15 protein-coding genes are annotated in these 17,941 nt (G+C 56.5%); 12 read left to right on the forward strand and 3 right to left on the reverse strand.

The features are described from left to right. The first annotated feature begins 10 nt into the window (after nt 1-10). The 12 genes from BLR00_RS03185 (at nt 11) to BLR00_RS03240 (ending at nt 13,207) form a co-directional block, all read left to right on the forward strand. On the forward strand, nt 11-844 hold the full coding sequence (locus tag BLR00_RS03185; protein ID WP_074630774.1) for a phosphate ABC transporter substrate-binding protein: 834 nt from the start codon (nt 11-13) through the stop codon (nt 842-844). Continuing rightward, the gene (gene pstC / locus BLR00_RS03190; RefSeq protein WP_074630775.1) at nt 798-1,691 is read left to right on the forward strand and encodes a phosphate ABC transporter permease subunit PstC; all 894 of its coding nucleotides are present in this window, start codon (nt 798-800) and stop codon (nt 1,689-1,691) included. Before BLR00_RS03185 ends, pstC begins: the two co-directional genes overlap by 47 nt. Then, nucleotides 1,684-2,553 carry a phosphate ABC transporter permease PstA gene (gene pstA / locus BLR00_RS03195; RefSeq protein WP_074630776.1) on the forward strand — a complete coding sequence of 290 codons (870 nt, stop codon included), beginning with the start codon at nt 1,684-1,686 and terminating at the stop codon, nt 2,551-2,553. The genes pstC and pstA overlap by 8 nt, the downstream gene beginning before the upstream one ends. Nucleotides 2,554-2,576: 23 nt before the next feature. Then, nucleotides 2,577-3,431 (forward strand): phosphate ABC transporter ATP-binding protein, encoded by an 855-nt coding sequence (locus BLR00_RS03200; RefSeq protein ID WP_074630777.1) that lies wholly within the window; start codon nt 2,577-2,579, stop codon nt 3,429-3,431. 365 nt (nt 3,432-3,796) lie between these two features. Then, complete coding sequence (gene nirK, locus BLR00_RS03205) at nt 3,797-4,897, forward strand: copper-containing nitrite reductase (RefSeq protein WP_074630500.1); 1,101 nt, start codon at nt 3,797-3,799, stop codon at nt 4,895-4,897. Between the two features lie 320 nt (nt 4,898-5,217). Further along, nucleotides 5,218-6,927: a multiheme c-type cytochrome gene (locus tag BLR00_RS03210; RefSeq protein ID WP_074630778.1), complete on the forward strand. Its 1,710-nt coding sequence runs from the start codon at nt 5,218-5,220 to the stop codon at nt 6,925-6,927. Then, a complete protein-coding gene (haoB, locus tag BLR00_RS03215) occupies nt 6,924-8,120 on the forward strand; it encodes a hydroxylamine oxidation protein HaoB (RefSeq protein ID WP_074630779.1) in 1,197 nt (398 codons plus the stop codon). The genes BLR00_RS03210 and haoB overlap by 4 nt, the downstream gene beginning before the upstream one ends. Before the next feature lie 172 nt (nt 8,121-8,292). Beyond that, the gene (gene cycA, locus BLR00_RS03220; RefSeq protein ID WP_074630780.1) at nt 8,293-9,000 is read left to right on the forward strand and encodes a cytochrome c-550 CycA; all 708 of its coding nucleotides are present in this window, start codon (nt 8,293-8,295) and stop codon (nt 8,998-9,000) included. Then, nucleotides 9,000-9,605: a NapC/NirT family cytochrome c gene (locus BLR00_RS03225; protein ID WP_074630781.1), complete on the forward strand. Its 606-nt coding sequence runs from the start codon at nt 9,000-9,002 to the stop codon at nt 9,603-9,605. Before cycA ends, BLR00_RS03225 begins: the two co-directional genes overlap by 1 nt. A 302-nt stretch (nt 9,606-9,907) precedes the next feature. Next, nucleotides 9,908-10,693 (forward strand): hypothetical protein, encoded by a 786-nt coding sequence (locus tag BLR00_RS03230; protein ID WP_074630782.1) that lies wholly within the window; start codon nt 9,908-9,910, stop codon nt 10,691-10,693. 361 nt (nt 10,694-11,054) lie between these two features. Beyond that, nucleotides 11,055-12,593 (forward strand): DEAD/DEAH box helicase, encoded by a 1,539-nt coding sequence (locus tag BLR00_RS03235; protein ID WP_074630783.1) that lies wholly within the window; start codon nt 11,055-11,057, stop codon nt 12,591-12,593. Between the two features lie 47 nt (nt 12,594-12,640). Continuing rightward, on the forward strand, nt 12,641-13,207 hold the full coding sequence (locus BLR00_RS03240) for a cob(I)yrinic acid a,c-diamide adenosyltransferase (RefSeq protein ID WP_074630784.1): 567 nt from the start codon (nt 12,641-12,643) through the stop codon (nt 13,205-13,207). Between the two features lie 148 nt (nt 13,208-13,355). Here the strand turns inward: BLR00_RS03240 and lspA are convergent, their stop codons facing one another. Genes lspA through BLR00_RS03255 form a run of 3 tightly spaced genes read right to left on the reverse strand, consistent with a single transcriptional unit; the run spans nt 13,356 to nt 17,683 of the window. After that, a complete protein-coding gene (gene lspA, locus BLR00_RS03245) occupies nt 13,356-13,817 on the reverse strand; it encodes a signal peptidase II (RefSeq protein ID WP_074634104.1) in 462 nt (153 codons plus the stop codon). Nucleotides 13,818-13,842: 25 nt separating this feature from the next. Beyond that, nucleotides 13,843-16,668: an isoleucine--tRNA ligase gene (ileS, locus tag BLR00_RS03250; protein WP_074630785.1), complete on the reverse strand. Its 2,826-nt coding sequence runs from the start codon at nt 16,666-16,668 to the stop codon at nt 13,843-13,845. A gap of 25 nt (nt 16,669-16,693) precedes the next feature. Beyond that, nucleotides 16,694-17,683 (reverse strand): bifunctional riboflavin kinase/FAD synthetase, encoded by a 990-nt coding sequence (locus BLR00_RS03255; protein ID WP_074630786.1) that lies wholly within the window; start codon nt 17,681-17,683, stop codon nt 16,694-16,696. Between the last annotated feature and the right edge of the window lie 258 nt (nt 17,684-17,941).

Here is a 17,941-nt window from a genome sequence, read left to right on the forward strand (position 1 = left end):
GGAGGGGGGCATGAAAATATTGTCAACAACGCAGTATGTGATGTTAGCGGCGGCGTTACTGCTGGGATCTGGCTGGAGCCTGTCCAGTAATGCCGCTTCACAAAAACTGGTTTTAACCGGTGCCAGCACGATTGCCCCGTTAGCGGGAGAGATCGCCCGGCGCTTCGAGTCACTGCATCCCGGCCTGCGAGTGGATGTGCAGACCGGTGGTTCCGCGCGTGGCATTAGCGATGCCCGCAACGGAATTGCCAGCATTGGCATGGTATCCCGGACTTTGAAACCGGAAGAGAATGATCTTCATGCGCATACGATTGCGTGGGATGGCGTCGGAATCATCCTGCACGCGAACAACCCGGTCACCGCGCTAAGCCGGCAGCAGCTTATCGATATTTATACCGGAAAGATCACCACATGGAAGACTGTAGGTGGGCGAGATGCGCCCATCACCGTGGTCAACAAAGCCGAAGGACGCTCAACACTTGAATTGTTTTTGAGTTATTTGAAATTAAGGAACAGTGATATCAAGCCGCAAGTGATCATCGGCGACAACGCACAGGGGATAAAGACCGTGGCAGGCAATCCGAATGCCATCAGCTACGTTTCAATAGGTGCGGCCGAATATGAAATAACACGCGGCACGGCAATCAAGCTATTGCCGCTTGACGGCATTGCGGCTACGGTGGCTAATGTGCGTAAGGGTACTTTCCCCCTGTCGCGGCCGCTTAATCTGGTAACGCGGGAAGTGCCGAGAGGATTGATTCTGGATTTTATAGAATTCGCCCGCTCGGAGTCGGTATATGGTCTGGTCGAAGCACAATATTTCGTCCCCGTCAGCATCCGCTGACACAGTGCGGGTGGATAAGTTGATACTCTGGCTTCTGCGCGGTGGAGCAGGCATTGCGGCGGCTCTGGTACTGCTGATTTTCTTATTCCTGGCGGTCGAGTCCTGGCCTGCGCTACGGCATATATCGGCTGGGCGCTTTCTCACCGATCCCTCATGGAACCCCGGGGAAAGCATGTACAACCTGGCGCCAATGCTGTCGGGTACGCTCTACACCGCAGGCGGGGCGCTGCTGGTGGCAACGCCGTTGGGTATCGCTTCGGCGCTGTTTATCGCCTATTACGCACCGCCCCGCACTGCCGGCATTTACCGGCGATTGATCGAGCTGTTGGCAGGCATTCCTTCTGTAGTCTATGGGTTTTGGGGTCTGATCACGCTCGTGCCGCTGATTAATCAATTACATCCGCCGGGGGCCAGTCTGCTGGCCGGAATCCTGGTACTTACACTGATGATCCTGCCCACCATCGCGTTAACCGCGCATGCGGCGCTATTGGGTGTTCCCGGAGAATATCTGCGCGGTGCGGCGGCACTGGGCTTATCACGCTGGGGCATGCTTCGCGGTGTCGTCCTGCCGGCGGCAAAACCGGGGATCGTGGCCGGCATCATGCTTGCTACCGGCCGCGCCATCGGTGAAACCATGGCCGTGCTGATGGTTACCGGCAATGTAGTGCGGCATGCAGATAGCCTGTTTGATCCGGTGCGCACGCTTGCCGCCAATATTGCGCTGGAAATGGCCTATGCGATGAATGACCATCGCGCTGCCCTGTTTGTATCAGGTCTGACGCTGATGCTGATGGTTATGATGCTCTCAGGCGTAGCGGGTTGGCCGGCGAGAAATCGTCATGTCTGAAGCAATTTCTGTGAAATTGGCGCATATTCATCGGGATCGCTTCGCGCAGCTGGCCATCTGCCTCGCTGCATTCCTGGTCTGTGCGGCGTTTGTATGGATAGCCGGTGATCTTGTGCGCGGCGGCCTGGGGCATCTTTCCTGGGATTTCATCGTTGATTCGCCGCGGGATGCCGGCCGTGCCGGCGGCATCGGCCCGATCCTGGTTTCCACCATTCTTATCTTGCTGGTTGCCCTCATGGTGGCGCTACCGCTGGGATGGGCGACGGCCGCGCTGCTCGCCGAATATGTATCCGCCAGTGGTGGTTTCGGCTCCGCGGTACGCTACAGTCTGCAGGTGCTTGCCGGTGTGCCTTCCATCGTTTTTGGCCTGTTCGGCAATGCCTTCTTCAGCATTTATCTGGGCATGGGATTTTCCATCCTGTCCGGCGGCCTGACCTTGGCGTGCATGCTGTTGCCCATTCTCGTCAGTACCGCCGAGGCGGGTTTACGCGCCGTCCCCGACGCGTACCGTCTGTCCGCCGCTGCATTGGGCATGTCGCGCGCAACAACGCTGTTCCGGTTGTTATTGCCGGCCGCCGTACCGGCACTGGCCGCAGGCCTGCTGTTGGGGATCGGACGCGCCGTTGCCGAAACCGCGGCGCTATTGTTCACCAGCGGCTATGTCGGCCGTATGCCGGGTTCGTTGTTGGATTCCGGGCGTTCCCTGGCGATACATATCTTCGATTTATCCATGAACGTATCGGGAGGCGATACGGCCGCGCACGCGTCGGTATTGGTGCTGATCACGCTGCTACTATTCATCAATATGGCTGCCATGCGGCTCACCGCCAGTTGGCAGCGTAGAAAGATAGTGCCAGAATGAACTCAACAGGCACTCCAATTCCCATGCACGCAGACGCTGAGCAATCCATAGGCAGGGGCAACAATACCTATACGCTCGGACCAATGCAGGCGGGTCCGGCTTGTTGCGACCCGCAACCCTTGATCCAGGTCGACAATTTTTCCCTTCATTATGGTACCAAGCCCGCGCTGGCCAACGTTACACTGAATATTTACCGTGGCTGCATTACTGCCTTGATCGGCCCTTCCGGCTGCGGGAAAACCAGTTTCCTCTCGTCGATCAACCGGCTTACGGATTTGATTCCAGGCTGCCGGATTGCCGGTCGTATTCGCATTGACGGTACTGATATTCATGATCCCGCCCGCAATGTGCAGGCGTTGCGGCGGCAGATCGGCATGGTGTTTCAGAAGCCAACACCGTTTCCTCTCTCGATTCATCGTAACATCGAGCTGCCCCTGCATGAGCATGGCATTACGCGGCGTGCCGAAACAGAGGCCATTATTGAACAGGCATTACAGGATGTCGGGCTGTGGGACGAAGTGCATGACCGGTTGGGCGCTTCCGCGCTGAGCCTGTCCGGCGGTCAGCAGCAGCGCCTTTGCATTGCTCGCGCACTGGCATTGAATCCACAGATTCTTCTAATGGATGAGCCATGCAGCGCGCTCGATCCCATCGCTTCGGGAGTGGTCGAAGATCTGATCAGCCGATTGCGCGGCCGCTACACCATCGTCATTGTCACTCATAATCTGGCGCAAGCGCGCCGCATCGCTAACTATGCGGCATTTTTTTGGGTCAAGGAGCATGCCGGGCGCCTGGTCGAATTTGGTCATTGCCGGCAGATTTTTGAATCGCCTGCCCACGAGCTTACCGCCGCTTACGTAAATGGAGCGAGAGGGTGATGGAATGAAAAACCCTTTTGCCGTCATGCCCATACGAGGATAATTTAGCATGGACAGGTATATGTTAAAGCTGTATAGTTGCCGAGCCTTCGCTCTTTAGGGCATCTCTAAGAATTCGAAACTTGCCGCAATGGGTTGTTGCTCCTCGGTTGTCAAATGAGAATATTTCCTGCCTGCCGGACAGGTGCGGCAAGATGTTGTGTGCGCCGCATACGGGCACTTGTGGCCAGCGGTGGAGAGTCTGCCGGGACATTGAGTTTTTAGAGATGCTCTTCAGAAAAGGATGGGATGTTAGCCATTGAATGCCGGGCGGAAAGAAATGGCGCATGCATATGCGCGGTAAATAAACATTTATGGAGGGAAACATGAACAAAGTTGTTCAAGGGGCAGTCGGGTTCGGATTGCTGTGTATGAGTGCGGGTGCCGCCATGGCGGCGACGGACATTTCCAAGTTGCCGGTGGTCACCCAGGAATTGGTGGCGCCGCCTTTTTTGCCCAAGCATGACCAGGTGGCCAAAGGGGGTCCCAAGGTCGTCAAGGTGCGCATGGAGACCATAGAGAAACTGGTGCAGGTTGCACCGGATGGCACCAAGATGTGGGCACTGACTTTCAACGGCACCGTTCCGGGTCCGCTGATCGTCGTGCATGAGGGCGACTATGTCGAGCTGACACTGGTCAACCCCAAGACCAGCACCATGGCGCACAATGTTGACTTTCATGCGTCCACCGGTGCGCTGGGTAGCGCCGGCCTGACGCTGGTGGCACCGGGCGAAGATGTGGTCGTGCGCTGGAAGGCGACCAAGGCAGGCGTATTTGTCTACCATTGCGCCCCGGGCGGAACCATGATCCCGTTCCACGTCATTTCGGGCATGAACGGCGCCATCATGGTATTGCCGCGCGATGGCCTGAAGGACAACAAAGGCAAATCGGTGCGCTATGACCGTGCCTACTACATAGGCGAACAGGATCTGTACCTGCCTAAGGACAAGGACGGAAAGTACAAAGTGTATTCCCAGCCTGCCGAAGGCATGGCTGAGATGCTCGAAGTTGGCAAAGGGCTGATTCCGACCCATGTCGTCTTCAATGGCGCGGTCGGTGCGCTGACGGGCGACAATGCGCTCAAGGCCAAAGTCGGAGAGAAGGTACTGTTCATTCACTCGCAAGCCAATCGTGATTCCCGCCCGCACTTGATCGGCGGCCATGGCGATCTGGTATGGCAGGGTGGCAAGTTCAGCGATCCTCCCATGACCAATCAGGAAACCTGGTTCGTCCCAGGGGGCGGTACCGGAGTGGCCTTGTATGAATTCAAGCAACCCGGCCTCTATGTCTACCTCAGCCATAACCTGCTGGAAGCCGTATTGCTGGGTGCCGCAGCACACATGAATGTCGAGGGCAAATGGGACGACGATCTCATGATCCAGCTCAAGAAACCGAATGAGAATTCAACCCCGGCGATGGATCACTAACAAGAATCCATTAACAGCCTTTCCGGCGCGGCTTCAACGTTACGTTGAAGCCGCGTTTTTTATGGGTGAATGCTTCTCGGAATATTTCATAGGATCGTTTGATGGTTTCTGAACGATTCCGCAAAAATGATGCCCAAGGCGCGCAATTTTCTTGACACAGTGCTGCTGCCGCGTTAGGCTAGGCGGTGTTCGTCAAGGTAATTCTGTGCTGCTTTCGGGTTATACAGAATTAAATATTAGGGTAGGCTATTTAGCGTGACGCAATAGTCTAGGCGGACCAGGCATCAAAAAAACAATTAATACGGATAAGGAGAAGAGAGATGGTTGTCAAGCTTGGGCTGAGGCTCATAACGCTGACATGCGGGGCGCTGCTGGCGGCGTCTTCATGGGCGAACTTTCCCAGCGTCCCGAAGGAGATGTACAAAGCGCTGAACCTGGAACAAACGGCCACGCCCAAGGAACTGCATGAAGCGGTGACCAAGCGCTACAAGGACCCGGCACAAGGGGCGGGACGTGGGACGTTGGCGCAGTACTGGGAACCGGTACCGTACAGCATGTACATGGACCCGGCCTCATTCTACAAGCCACCGACCTCGATGAAGGAAGTGGCGGAGCGCCAGGAATGCGTCAAGTGTCACACGGACGAATCGCCGGTGTGGGTGAATGCGTGGAAGAAGAGCACGCATGCCAACCTGGACAAAGTGCGCAACCTCAAGCCGGACAGCCCGATCTACTACAAGAAAGCCAAGCTGGAAGACGTGGAGAAGAACCTGCGCTCCATGGGACGGCTGGGCGCGACCGAGAAGCTGAAGGAAGTGGGCTGTATTGACTGTCACGTCGACATCAACACCAAGAAAAAAGCCGACCACATGACTGAGCTGCGCATGCCCACGGCTGACGTCTGCGGCACCTGCCACCTGCAGGAATTTGCCGAACGCGAATCCGAGCGCGACACCATGATCTGGCCGAACAAGCAATGGCCGTCGGGACGGCCCTCGCACGCGCTGGACTGGAAAGCCAACGTAGAAGTTGCGGTATTTGCCGCCATGCCGCAGCGCGAGATCGCTGAAGGCTGCAGCATGTGCCACACCAACCAGAACAAATGCGACTCCTGCCACACCCGTCACGAATTCTCCGCGGCCGAATCGCGCAAGCCCGAAGCGTGCGCCACCTGCCACAGCGGGGTTGACCACAACAACTGGGAAGCTTACTCCATGAGTAAGCACGGCAAGATCGTCACCATGATGGGCGACAAATGGAACTGGGAAGTCTCACTCAAGGACGCCTACTCCAAGGGCGGCCAGACCGCCCCGACCTGCGCGGGCTGCCACTTCGAATATGAAGGCAAATACAGCCACAACGTCACCCGCAAGATACGCTGGGCCAACTACCCTGCCGTACCTGGCATCGCCGAGAACATCAACAGCGAATGGTCGGAAGCGCGCCTGGACTCCTGGGTCAAGACCTGCACCTCCTGCCACTCCGAGCGTTTTGCCCGCTCCTACCTGGAATTCATGGACAAAGGCACCCTGCACGGCCTGGCCAAATTCAAGGAAGCGCACAACGTCGCCGAGCAACTCTACAAGGATGGCCTGCTCACCGGGCAGAAGACCAACCGTCCGGCGCCGATGGCACCGGATAAGGAAATGTTCGCCGGCTTCACCCAGCTCTACTGGTCCAAGGACAACAACCCCGCGGCGATCGAACTGAAAGCGCTGGAAATGGGAGAAAACGACCTGCCCAAACTGCACGTCGGCCTGGCCCACGTCAACCCGGGCGGCTGGACCTACACCGAAGGCTGGGGACCGATGAACCGCGCCTACGTCGAAATCATGGACGAAAACACCAAGATACGCGAAATGGCGGCACTGCAGGCACGGGTAGCCAAAATGGAATCGAAACGCACCAGCCTGCTGGATCTTGACAGCAAGGACGACAAGCTCTCGCTGGGCGGTCTGGGCGGCGGCATGCTGCTGGCCGGCACCCTCGCGCTGGCTGGCTGGCGCCGGCGCGAGAAAAGCGGGCATTGACCGCCTCCTCCGCCACAACCCCCTCCCCCGCAGCACGGGGAGGGCTGGGAACTAAACTCCTCCCGTCACTGGGCATCCTCCTGGTGACGGGAGGTTTACTTTTACTCATCTGGTTTGCCTGGCTCTGGTTCAACCCGGCGCCCGCACCCTACCGCTACACCCTGGTCAAGGAAGGAGCTAGCACCCAATTTGGCCCGCTGGGCCTCGATGCCTGGCCGGACCTCACCGTCGCCCAATATGAAATCCACGCCGACGGCGTGAACGATCCCATCGCCCTGGCCACCACCGCCCGGCGCGGTGCGACCCCGCCCATCCTCATCAGCTGGGAGAACCGCAGCAGCGAACTGCTCATCTCCCTCGACAGCAAACTCAATGAACTGACCGCGCTGGCTGCCGCCATCGACAAGTATGCGGCCAAGGACGCGCGCATCCTGGCGTGGTGGGACACCTCGCGCCAGATCAAACTGCTGGCCGGGCGCGACACCCTGTTTACCCGGCACCTGGGCGAACCCCTCATCCTCCCCTTGCCCTGGCAGGCCTACAGCGACGCCGTCCGTCACTACGAAGACCAATTCTGGGGCGCCCCGGCCTCGGCTGACGAACAGCGTAACTTCCAGCACTTCGTCGACGCCCTCATCGCCGAGCCCGTCAAGGGCGCCGCCCTCCTGCGCCAACTGGCCGGCCTGCAGGACAGCGCGGGCAAGACCCCGGACCAGGCCCCCTCGGAAGCCTACATCGTCATCCACGTCACCGACCTCTATAAACTGGGACTGATGCGCCCCGAGCAATTCGACATCACCTACAAGCACTTCCCCATGGAAGGCAACATGCACGGCATGATCGGCTACCTCAAGAAATGGATGCAGGAAAACAACTTCGCCACCTACACCCTGCAATCCCTCTCCGACAGCATGGTGCGCGGCTACTTCCTGCGCGACGAAAAAAGCAGCCACAGCCTCCTGGCGCAGATGCTGCCCTTCACCAACTCCATGCCGCTGGACCTGACCGTCCTGCAACTCATCTACCAGCAGGGCGGCTACTGGGTCTACAAAATCCCCTCCGCCGCGGACGCCGCGGCGGCACCCTCCACTCCCGCCCCCGCTGACGCCGCCGGCGCCCACACCGCTCCCCACTCTGACACCGCCCCCGCCCCGGCCGCTCCCGCCCCGGCCGCTCCCGCCCCCGCCTCCTGAGGCGGGCCAGGCTGGTTGACCGAGGGCGCACGCGCGGCGGTACCAGTGGTACCACAAAGAGTGATGGTACTGGTGCTACCCGTTTAGCGCAACCAGCGATACAGTACCGGCATAATTGGGTTTTATACATATAACAACGATCAACGGATATATTTGCCCGAAGGAGAAGACCATGCGCCATTCCCTGACACTTGCCCTCGCCGCTGCCGCCATGTTTGCGCTGCTATCCGGCAGCGCCTCCGCACAATCATTTGAAGGCCGCAAGAAGTGCAGTTCCTGTCACAAGAGCCAGGCCGAATCATGGAGCCAGACGGCGCACGCCAAGGCCATGGACTCGCTCAAGCCCAACACCAAGGCTGAGGCCAAGAAAAAGGCCAAGCTCGACCCCAAGAAGGACTACACCAAGGACAAGGACTGCGTAGGCTGTCACGTCGACGGCTGGGGCAAGGAAGGCGGCTACACGGTTGAGGACCCCAGCAAATTCACCAGCGGCGTCGGCTGCGAATCCTGCCACGGCCCGGGCGCCAAGTATCGCGGCATCCACCGCAAGGCGGGAGCGGCCTACGAGAAATCGAAGAAGACCGCGCCGCGTTCGACCCTGGCGGAAGCGGGACAGGACTTCGCCTTTGAAGAATCCTGCAACGCCTGCCACCTGAACTATGAAGGCTCGGGCTGGAAGGGTACCAAGAAGCCCTACACCCCGTTCACCCCGCAAGTGGACAAGAAATACACCTTCAACTTCGACAAATACGTCAAGGACGTCAAAGCCATGCACGAGCACTACAAACTGGACGGCACCTTCGAAGGCGATCCGAAGTTCAAGTTCCATGACGACTTCCAGTCCACGGCCAAGGTCGGCGAGAAAGGCTCGGAGGACTGATGGGAATACGCGCGGGCGGCACCCTGCTCACGGGTGCCTTGCTGGGGGTAGTCATGGTAGCGGTGGTATTCGGCGGCGAGGCCGCCGTCTCCACCACCGAATTCTGCACCAGCTGTCACTCCATGTCCTATCCGGCGGAGGAGCTCAAGACCTCCTCGCACTATGGCGCCCTGGGCGCCAACCCGGGCTGCAAGGATTGCCACATCCCGCAGGGCTTCAAGAACTTCCACCTGGCGGTGGCGACGCACGTGGTGGATGGGGCGCGCGAACTGTACCTGGAATTTGCCAACGACTACTCCACGCTGGAGAAATTCAACGAGCGCAGGCTGATCATGGCGCACGATGCGCGCATGAACCTGAAGAAGTGGGACAGCAACACCTGCCGCGAATGCCACAAGAACCCGCAGCCGCCGGGGGCTGATGCCAAGGCCGCGCACAAGAAGATGGAGACCGAAGGGGCCACCTGTATCGACTGCCATCAGAACCTGGTGCACAAGGAAGTCGCCGAGACCGACCTCAATGCCAGCCGCAAGGAAGGCAAAATGGTCCTCAAGCCTGAAAAGAAGGATAAGGACGACGAGGAGGAAGAAGAGGAGGAAGGATGATCCGGTGCTTCTCCGCGGATTTTTCCTTAATTGGCTAGACTGATTCCCTACATAAGCCGCCGTTTCCAACTTATCTATTGGAACGGCGGCTTTAATCGCTTAAAATACCCCTATATAGCGGCAGGCATTACTTGAAGACCACCGTCTTTTTCATAGAAAAAAGAACGAATATCCAACTGAACTACCCGGATTTCAACGTTGCTAAGCTATTCCGTGTGAGCATAGGCAAGTGATTGATTTGCCGCATTGCCAGAACCGAGAGCAGGTCCGAATTTCCCACCCAAATAAGATCCGCATAGACCATGCTGCGTAATTTTCCACCCGTCAATGTCACCTGTTCGCATAGAGTGCGCGACTATTTTATAGCGGGGCTGACTTTCTTCTGCGTGGCGATCAGTCTGGTAATGGACGCCAGCGGGAGCATGGAACAGCAAAATTTCATGGGGATCATCGCCTGGACATTTCTACTGGGATTACTTTTTGGAGAAAATAAAGAAGTACGGATGCAGGTAATCATAGCGGTGGCATTTGCCACGCTGGGTGAGCATTTCGCCTCCATTTATATGGGCGGTTATACTTACCGGTTTGGGAATGTACCAGCCTATGTCCCACCTGGTCACGGGATGGTTTATTTAACGGCTGTTGCGCTTGCGCGTTCGGGATTTTTTTTGAAATATGCCCGAAAAATAGCTGCGTTTGTCGTACTGGTGTGCGGAACATGGTCAATCTGGGGGATTAGCGGCTACCCGGCGCAGGGCGATCAGGTGGGTGCGATACTATTCTGTGTTTTTCTCATCTACCTGTTTAAGGGCCGCTCGCCCATGGTTTATCTCGCCGCCTTCTTTATTACCACTTGGCTGGAATTGATTGGTACAGCAGCCGGAACATGGCAGTGGGCAACCATAGAACCCATTTTTGCATTGTCTCAGGGAAATCCACCCAGTGGTGTTGCGGCGTGGTATTGTTTGGTCGACGCGGTGGCTATTGGTGGCGCTCCGCCGTTACTCAGGGCTTTGAAAAAAGGTGGCGAGTGGTTTAAAGCTGAAAAACCACAAAAGGATGTCCATCAGGGCGTAAGAAATGATTAGGCGCTATGCTCTGCCAAACTTGAAGAATCGAGGTGGGAAAGTAAGGGGCGAGGATAGATTTTGACGATTTCGAAGCTTAGCAGTTACTCTATTAGTCCAAAGAGCAGCGAAATGTGGACTGGTCAGGCGCTTTTGCAGCTGATCTACTTTCGATCCATCAGGCTGCTCAGTTGATACAAGCTGTTGTTCTGGCGACATTTCCCAATGTGTTGTATGATGCCTGCTGATAGTTGCGGCATAATATTCCGGTTACCGTCGCAACCAGCGGCTGTGTTCTTTTGTCTTACAAATCCTCTCCCTATTAACTCTTTTGTCTGGACCGGTCCCAACAAGTGTTGGCAGACGGTTTACGAGTCTAAATATGTCGTTTGATCAACTCAATCTATCTTCCGAGATCCTGCGCGCTATCGCCGATCAGGGCTACACAGAACCTACCCCCATTCAGGCACAGGCAATTCCGCCCATTCTTGAGGGCAAGGACATAATGGGAGGGGCGCAAACCGGCACCGGCAAGACTGCCGGCTTCACTCTCCCCATGCTGCATCGATTGCAGCGCCATGCCAACACCAGCGTATCGCCCGCCAAGCATCCGATTCGCGCATTGATCCTGGTTCCCACGCGGGAATTGGCGGCGCAGGTGTATGAAAGTGTCAAGACCTACGGCAAATACCTGCCGCTCAAATGCGCGGTGGTATACGGCGGCGTGAATATCGACCCCCAGGTGAAGGAATTGCGCGCGGGTGTGGAGATCCTGGTAGCGACACCAGGACGCCTACTGGATCATGTCGAGCAGAAAACGATGAATCTTTCCAAGATCGAGATTTTGATATTGGATGAGGCTGACCGCATGCTTGACATGGGTTTCATGCCCGACATAAAACGTATTCTTGCGCTGATACCGCCGCAACGTCAAAGCCTGATGTTTTCCGCCACTTTTTCTGACGAAATCAAAAAACTGGCGGATAAACTATTAAAACAACCCGTATTGATCGAAGTGGCACGGCGTAATTCCATTACTGAATTGGTGACGCACGTGGTATATCCGGTTGAGCGTGATCGTAAACGCGAATTACTGATACATCTCGTCAAATCGCAAGACTTGAAACAGGTGCTGGTATTTGTCCGTACCAAGCATGGTGCCGGCCGTTTGGCTCAGCAACTGGAGCGCGATGGTATCACCGCAACCGCGATTCATGGCGACAAGAGCCAGCCTCAACGCACCCAGGCGCTGGCGGAATTCAAAGAAGGGATGGTACGGGTTCTAGTGGCAACCGATGTTGCCGCGCGCGGGTTGGACATCGAGGATCTGCCGCATGTCGTCAATTTTGAATTGCCCACCACGCCGGAAGATTATGTCCATCGGATCGGCCGTACCGGCCGCGCCGGCACCAAAGGCGACGCAATTTCGCTGGTATGCGAGGATGAGAACGAATTGCTCGAAGGTATCCAGAAGCTTCTGAAAATCAAGCTTAATACAGAGGTGATCGCCGGATTCGAGGCGGAAACACCGCATCACCAAAAAGAGTCGGTGGATACTCGTCATAGGCTCAATCGGAACGAGCCTGCCAAACCGGAACAGAAGAAACAATCCGAATCCCGCAAACGTCCTAACGAAGCGCATCCGGTTTCCCGCTCCAAGGATTTCAATAAACATGAAGGACATGGGGAGCACAAGCGCGTACAGGGAGGGCGCGTCAAACCGCCAGAGGATCCCTTGTTTACGCAGCCCTATACACCTTCGGTAAAACCCCCGGATACTCCCTCCGCACTCTCCAGCGCGACGGCACCCTCCTCCACCGGAGATAGACTGTCTGGCCATCTCCGCCGGGGGCAGCAAAATAAGCCCCTGCCTGCGCTATTCATGCCGCGAGTTCCTCCTAAACCCCAACAGGACGAGTAGCGGGGGTGTGATCCGCTGCCACATTATTCCATTAATAGGAAGTAGCAATGGGTAAACGGCTAACAAAGATCTATACCCGCACGGGCGATGACGGTACCACAGGCCTGGGTGATGGTACGCGATCCGCCAAAGAGAGTTTACGTATCGAAGCTATCGGCACCGTGGATGAGCTTAACAGCTGCATCGGCGTGCTGCTTGCAGAAAATATCGAGGAAGGAGTGCGCCTAAAACTGGAAAATATCCAGCATGACTTGTTCGACCTGGGGGGCGATCTAAGCATTCCCGGGCGGAGCAGCATGAGTGAAGCGCAGGTAAGCCGGTTAGAGAACCAACTCGATGAGTACAATTCCACACTGACCGCCCTTAAGGAATTCATACTTCCCGGTGGCGCTCGCGCAGCCGCCCTTTGTCACGTCGCGCGCGCCGTATGCCGTCGTGCGGAGAGATGGTTGGTCAGGATGGCTCGAAGCGAAGCAATGATCCCATTTCACATCCAGTATCTCAACCGCCTGTCAGACTTTCTATTCGTGCTGAGCCGTGTTTTGAATCGTCAGCAAGGGGTGGAAGATGTGCTATGGCAACCAGGAAAGAATCGTGTGCCGGATCCTGTCTAAATCATCCTGAATCCGGTAGCGGACTCATCCCAACGATGAGAATCAAGTCGCAAGAGAATTCTTGCAAATTAGAACGCCAGGCTGATAAATAAGCACGCGGTTGCCGGATTCACGAAGCTCCCCTAGCGCATTTCCAATCCATTCTGCGCTATTCCTTACGCCGGAAACTATCGACGATCAGCAACATGGCGCCGATAAAAATCGCGGAATCCGCTACGTTGAACGCGGGCCAGTGGTAGCCGCCGACATGAAAGTCCAGGAAATCCACCACGTGACCCAGCGTAATGCGATCCCACAAGTTACCCAGTGCCCCGCCCAGCACCAGGCTTAGCGCAACACAAAATAGCTTCTCGGCCGCATGTTTGCGCAGCAGATAAACAATCAGCACCGAGGCCCCCGTTGCTATCGCGCTGAAAAACCAGCGCTGCCAGCCGGCTGCGTCACTCAGGAAGCTGAACGCCGCGCCCGCGTTATACGCCAGCACCAGGTTGAAGAAACTGGTCAATGGAATATGCTCGCCATAAAACAAAGCGGATTCCACCCAGCGTTTGGTGACAAAATCCAGCACCAGTACGATCGAAGCCACGATCAGGCTGACTCGAAGTTTCATCGTACCCGCTGCTCCCTCATCCCGCTCAGGCATATCGCCGAGCCTCGCCCGAACCAAAAAGATTGGATACACACCGGCCGCAGATCGTGGGATGGCCGGAATCGATTCCCACATCCTGGCGATAATGCCAGCAACGCTCGCATTTTGGATGAGTGCATGGGGTGACAGCAACTTCTGCATTCTGCGGCGTCTCCGATCTGATCACGCGCGCCTCGGAGGTGACGATGACAAGTCGAAGATCGTCACCCAGCGAATCGAGCAGCAGAAAATCCTCTCCGCCGATATGAATCTCTACCGCGGCAGCAAGCGATGAACCGATTTCCCCCCGGCCGCGCGAGTCCTCCAATTGTCTTTGCACCAGCGAGCGCAGTTCGCGAAGCCGGGTCCAGCGCTCTATCAATACCGTTTCATCCGATTGCGATGGGAATTCATGCCAAGTGTGCAGCAGAACACTGTCGGCGGCGCTGCCTGTCAAATGCTCCCATACTTCTTCAGCGGTGAAGCTGAGGATGGGCGCAAATAAGCGAACCAGGCTATGGGCGATGTGATACAGCACACTTTGTGCCGAGCGACGCGGGATACCTTTGGCGGCAGCGGTATATAGCCGATCCTTGAGGATATCCAGATAGAAACCACCCAAATCCTCGGAACAGAAATTATGCAGGCGGTGAACCGCCAGGTGGAATTCGTAACGTTGATAACACTGCGTCAGTTCATCCTGAAGCTCTTTGGTGAAAGCCAGCATATAGCGGTCTATCTCCAGCCATTGTTCCACCGCCACCGCATCCGTAGCGGGATCGAAATCAGCCAGATTGGCGAGAAGAAAACGCAGCGTATTACGTATGCGCCGATAACTCTCCACTACTCGTTTCAGGATTTCATCCGAAATGGAAAGCTCGCCGGAATAATCGGTGGATGCCACCCATAGCCGCAGAATATCCGCTCCCGAGTTATCCATTACCTTTTGCGGAGCGATGACATTCCCTTTGGATTTACTCATCTTGTGACCATGGCCATCCACCACGAAACCGTGGGTGAGCAATGCATCATAAGGTGCGCGCGCATCAATCACGCAACCCGTCAGAAGCGAGGACTGGAACCATCCGCGATGCTGGTCGGAGCCCTCCAGATAAAGGTCAGCCGGGTATTTGAGCTGGGCATTGGGCTTCAGAACCGTATCGTGCGTGGTCCCGGAATCAAACCACACATCCAGCGTATCCGGAAGTTTCTTGTAGTCTTGCGCTTCTTCCCCCAGTAACTCCGCCGCATCCAGGCTGAACCATGCCTCTATCCCATGTTCTTCGACACGCTGCGCAACTTGCTCCAGCAATTCTTCAGTGCGCGGATGCAAAGCCCCAGTTTCCCTATGCACGAAAAATGCCATCGGCACGCCCCAGTCCCGTTGGCGCGACACGCACCAGTCGGGCCGGTTCTTGATCATCGCTTCCAGGCGGGCCTTACCCCATGCGGGATAAAATTGCGTGGCTTCCACGGCATTTAAAGCGAGTTCCCGCAGCGTTTTCTCCTGAGGAGAACTGCCCGCCCAGTTGTCCTGGCCCATACCAATGAACCACTGCGGCGTGGACCGGAAAATGATGGGGGTCTTGTGCCGCCAACAGTGCGGGTAGCTATGCTGGATCTTTTCCATATGCAGCAGGTGCCCGCTATCCCTGAGGGTATCGATCACCACATCGTTGGCTTTCCATACAAATAATCCGCCAACGACCGGTGTGGCGGCGATGAATTTGCCGTCGTCATCCACCGGGCTATCATTGGAAAGGCCGTACTTCTGGCCGATAAAATAATCGTCCAGCCCATGTGCCGGCGCCGTGTGCACCAGGCCTGTCCCGGCTTCCAGGGTTACGTGCCCGCCACAAATAATAGGTACCTCCTGTCCGTTGAAGGGATGATTCAACGGAGTGCCCTCCAGCGCCGCGCCTTTGCACGTTGCGAGCGTTTCCCCGTGCAGCCCATAGCGTTCAAGGCAGGCTTGTGCCATATCGGCGGCCAGTATGAGCAATCCGCGAGGCGTTTCCACCAGCGCATAGTCAAAATCGGGATGTACCGACACCGCCTGATTGGCGGGTAGCGTCCACGGCGTGGTAGTCCATATGACTGCGTATACCTTGGTGTTCTCCGGCAGGGATATGCCAAAAGCCGCAGCTAGCGGGTGCGGGGGAGGATCTCCGGCATTTTGAGCATGGGAACCAATGACCTCAAAGCCGACATCAATCGCTGGCGACGTCTTGTCTTCATATTCGACCTCTGCCTCCGCCAGTGCGGAGCCGCAATCGATGCACCAGTTGACGGGCTTCTGGCCCTGGTAGAGAAACCCGCTTCTTTGAATCTTCCCCAGCGCACGGATAATGCCTGCCTCGGTGCGATAATTCATGGTGAGATAAGGATTATCCCAATCGCCCAGCACACCAAGCCGGATAAAATCCGCTTTCTGCCGTGTCACCTGCTCCTGCGCAAAAGCGCGGCACAGCGCGCGTACCTTATCTGCCGGCAGATTTTTGCCGTGTTTTTTCTCAATCTGGTGCTCGATCGGCAGCCCGTGACAATCCCAGCCCGGTACATAAGGGGCATCGAAGCCAGCCAGCGTTTTGGTTTTGACGATAATATCCTTGAGGATTTTGTTGACCGCATGGCCGATGTGTATATCGCCATTGGCATAAGGCGGTCCGTCATGCAGCACGAATTTGGGACGGCCCTGGCAGGCTTCGCGGATTCTTTGATAAAGCTTCTTCTCCTGCCAGGCTTTGAGCATGGCGGGTTCACGCTTGGCAAGATCGCCGCGCATGGGAAAAGGCGTGTCAGGCAGGTTTAGCGTCTTTTTATAATCGGTCATGGAATATAGCCAACATCAATTCGATCTATGTAAAAGGTTTTTCAATTCCAGCGGAAAACGTGGAAGGGTGCAAAGTAAAGTAATGTTTTGCTTCCTCCACGTCTCGCGCTATCTGTTGTGTGAGCGTTTCCAGATCAGGAAATTTTTCCTCATTCCGCAGTTTGTGCAGAAAATGTACGCGCAAATGACGGCCGTAAATTTCCTGATCGAAATCGAACAAGTGGACCTCCAGTACCGGCCTGCCATCTTCATGCACGGTCGGGCGGACGCCCAGACTGGCTACACCCCTGATTGCTCCCGGCAAAGATGAAGCCGCGGCGCCACGGAGTCCCCCTTCGACTTCTACCGCGAAGATGCCCGACAGCGGAGGCCGATTGTGCTTCAATTGGATGTTGGCGGTGGGGAAGCCAAGTTTCTTGCCAAGCCTGTCGCCACTCACCACCCGTCCGCTGATACCATAGGGCCGTCCCAGCAGACGCCCAACAAGGTCCAGATTCCCCTCCGCCAAAGCCTCCCGAACCGCCGTGCTCGAAACCCGCAATCCATTCACGGTGTAGGCGGGCATTTCTTCTACTTCGAAACCGCATTCGGCGGAAAACGATTTCAGCATAGTGAAATCACCGGCGCGGCGTGCGCCAAAGCGAAAATCATCGCCCACCAGAATCCATCTGACGGCAAGCCCCTGCCGCAGGATGCGGACAATGAAATCCTCCGCGCTGATCCTGGCGAAATCAAAATTGAAACGGCATACCTGCACCCGATCCACGCCTGCCGCCGCCAGCAACTCCAGCTTCTCCCGCAGACTGGTAAGCCGCGTGGGCGCCTGATCCGGCGCGAAAAACTCGCGCGGATGCGGCTCAAAAATCATCACACAAGCGGTAAGATCAAGCCGGTTAGCCGCTTCCTTCAGCCGAACGAGCATCGCCTGATGACCCAAATGCACCCCATCGAAATTGCCTATGGTCAGCGCAACGGGAGCTTCTGCCTGAACGGGGATGCCTCGGGAAACACGCATGACAAGATGCTACTAAAAGCTTGAATTGTAGCCTGTTGCGGGCAAGTGGGTCTATACGGTGGTTACATAAATAACGGATTCGCTCGATCGGAAGTGGAGATCAACGATACCGGCGCAAGGGCTCGCGTAGTCGCGCTCGTGTTCTTCGGCAGACCGTTACGCGGTGTGTGCTTGTGTTCCAATGAGTTTTGCGCTGTGCTAGAATTGCGGACTCCCGAAAGCATGATTGGTACCCGCTGGAGGCGTAGGTAAATTTCA

The sequence above is a fragment of the Nitrosospira multiformis genome (assembly GCF_900103165.1).
In the GTDB taxonomy this organism is placed as follows: Bacteria; Pseudomonadota; Gammaproteobacteria; order Burkholderiales; family Nitrosomonadaceae; genus Nitrosospira; species Nitrosospira multiformis_D.

What these genes read in the sequence shown, in the direction of transcription:
- BLR00_RS03235 (WP_074630783.1), top strand. Translation starts at nt 11,055, where the DNA reads ATGTCGTTTGATCAACTCAATCTATCTTCCGAGATCCTGCGCGCTATC.
- BLR00_RS03200 (WP_074630777.1), top strand. Translation starts at nt 2,577, where the DNA reads ATGCACGCAGACGCTGAGCAATCCATAGGCAGGGGCAACAATACCTAT.
- BLR00_RS03185 (WP_074630774.1), top strand. Translation starts at nt 11, where the DNA reads ATGAAAATATTGTCAACAACGCAGTATGTGATGTTAGCGGCGGCGTTA.
- BLR00_RS03225 (WP_074630781.1), top strand. Translation starts at nt 9,000, where the DNA reads ATGGGAATACGCGCGGGCGGCACCCTGCTCACGGGTGCCTTGCTGGGG.
- pstA (WP_074630776.1), top strand. Translation starts at nt 1,684, where the DNA reads ATGTCTGAAGCAATTTCTGTGAAATTGGCGCATATTCATCGGGATCGC.
- cycA (WP_074630780.1), top strand. Translation starts at nt 8,293, where the DNA reads ATGCGCCATTCCCTGACACTTGCCCTCGCCGCTGCCGCCATGTTTGCG.
- ileS (WP_074630785.1), bottom strand. Translation starts at nt 16,668, where the DNA reads ATGACCGATTATAAAAAGACGCTAAACCTGCCTGACACGCCTTTTCCC.
- BLR00_RS03240 (WP_074630784.1), top strand. Translation starts at nt 12,641, where the DNA reads ATGGGTAAACGGCTAACAAAGATCTATACCCGCACGGGCGATGACGGT.
- lspA (WP_074634104.1), bottom strand. Translation starts at nt 13,817, where the DNA reads ATGAAACTTCGAGTCAGCCTGATCGTGGCTTCGATCGTACTGGTGCTG.
- BLR00_RS03210 (WP_074630778.1), top strand. Translation starts at nt 5,218, where the DNA reads ATGGTTGTCAAGCTTGGGCTGAGGCTCATAACGCTGACATGCGGGGCG.
- pstC (WP_074630775.1), top strand. Translation starts at nt 798, where the DNA reads ATGGTCTGGTCGAAGCACAATATTTCGTCCCCGTCAGCATCCGCTGAC.
- BLR00_RS03255 (WP_074630786.1), bottom strand. Translation starts at nt 17,683, where the DNA reads ATGCGTGTTTCCCGAGGCATCCCCGTTCAGGCAGAAGCTCCCGTTGCG.
- nirK (WP_074630500.1), top strand. Translation starts at nt 3,797, where the DNA reads ATGAACAAAGTTGTTCAAGGGGCAGTCGGGTTCGGATTGCTGTGTATG.
- BLR00_RS03230 (WP_074630782.1), top strand. Translation starts at nt 9,908, where the DNA reads ATGCTGCGTAATTTTCCACCCGTCAATGTCACCTGTTCGCATAGAGTG.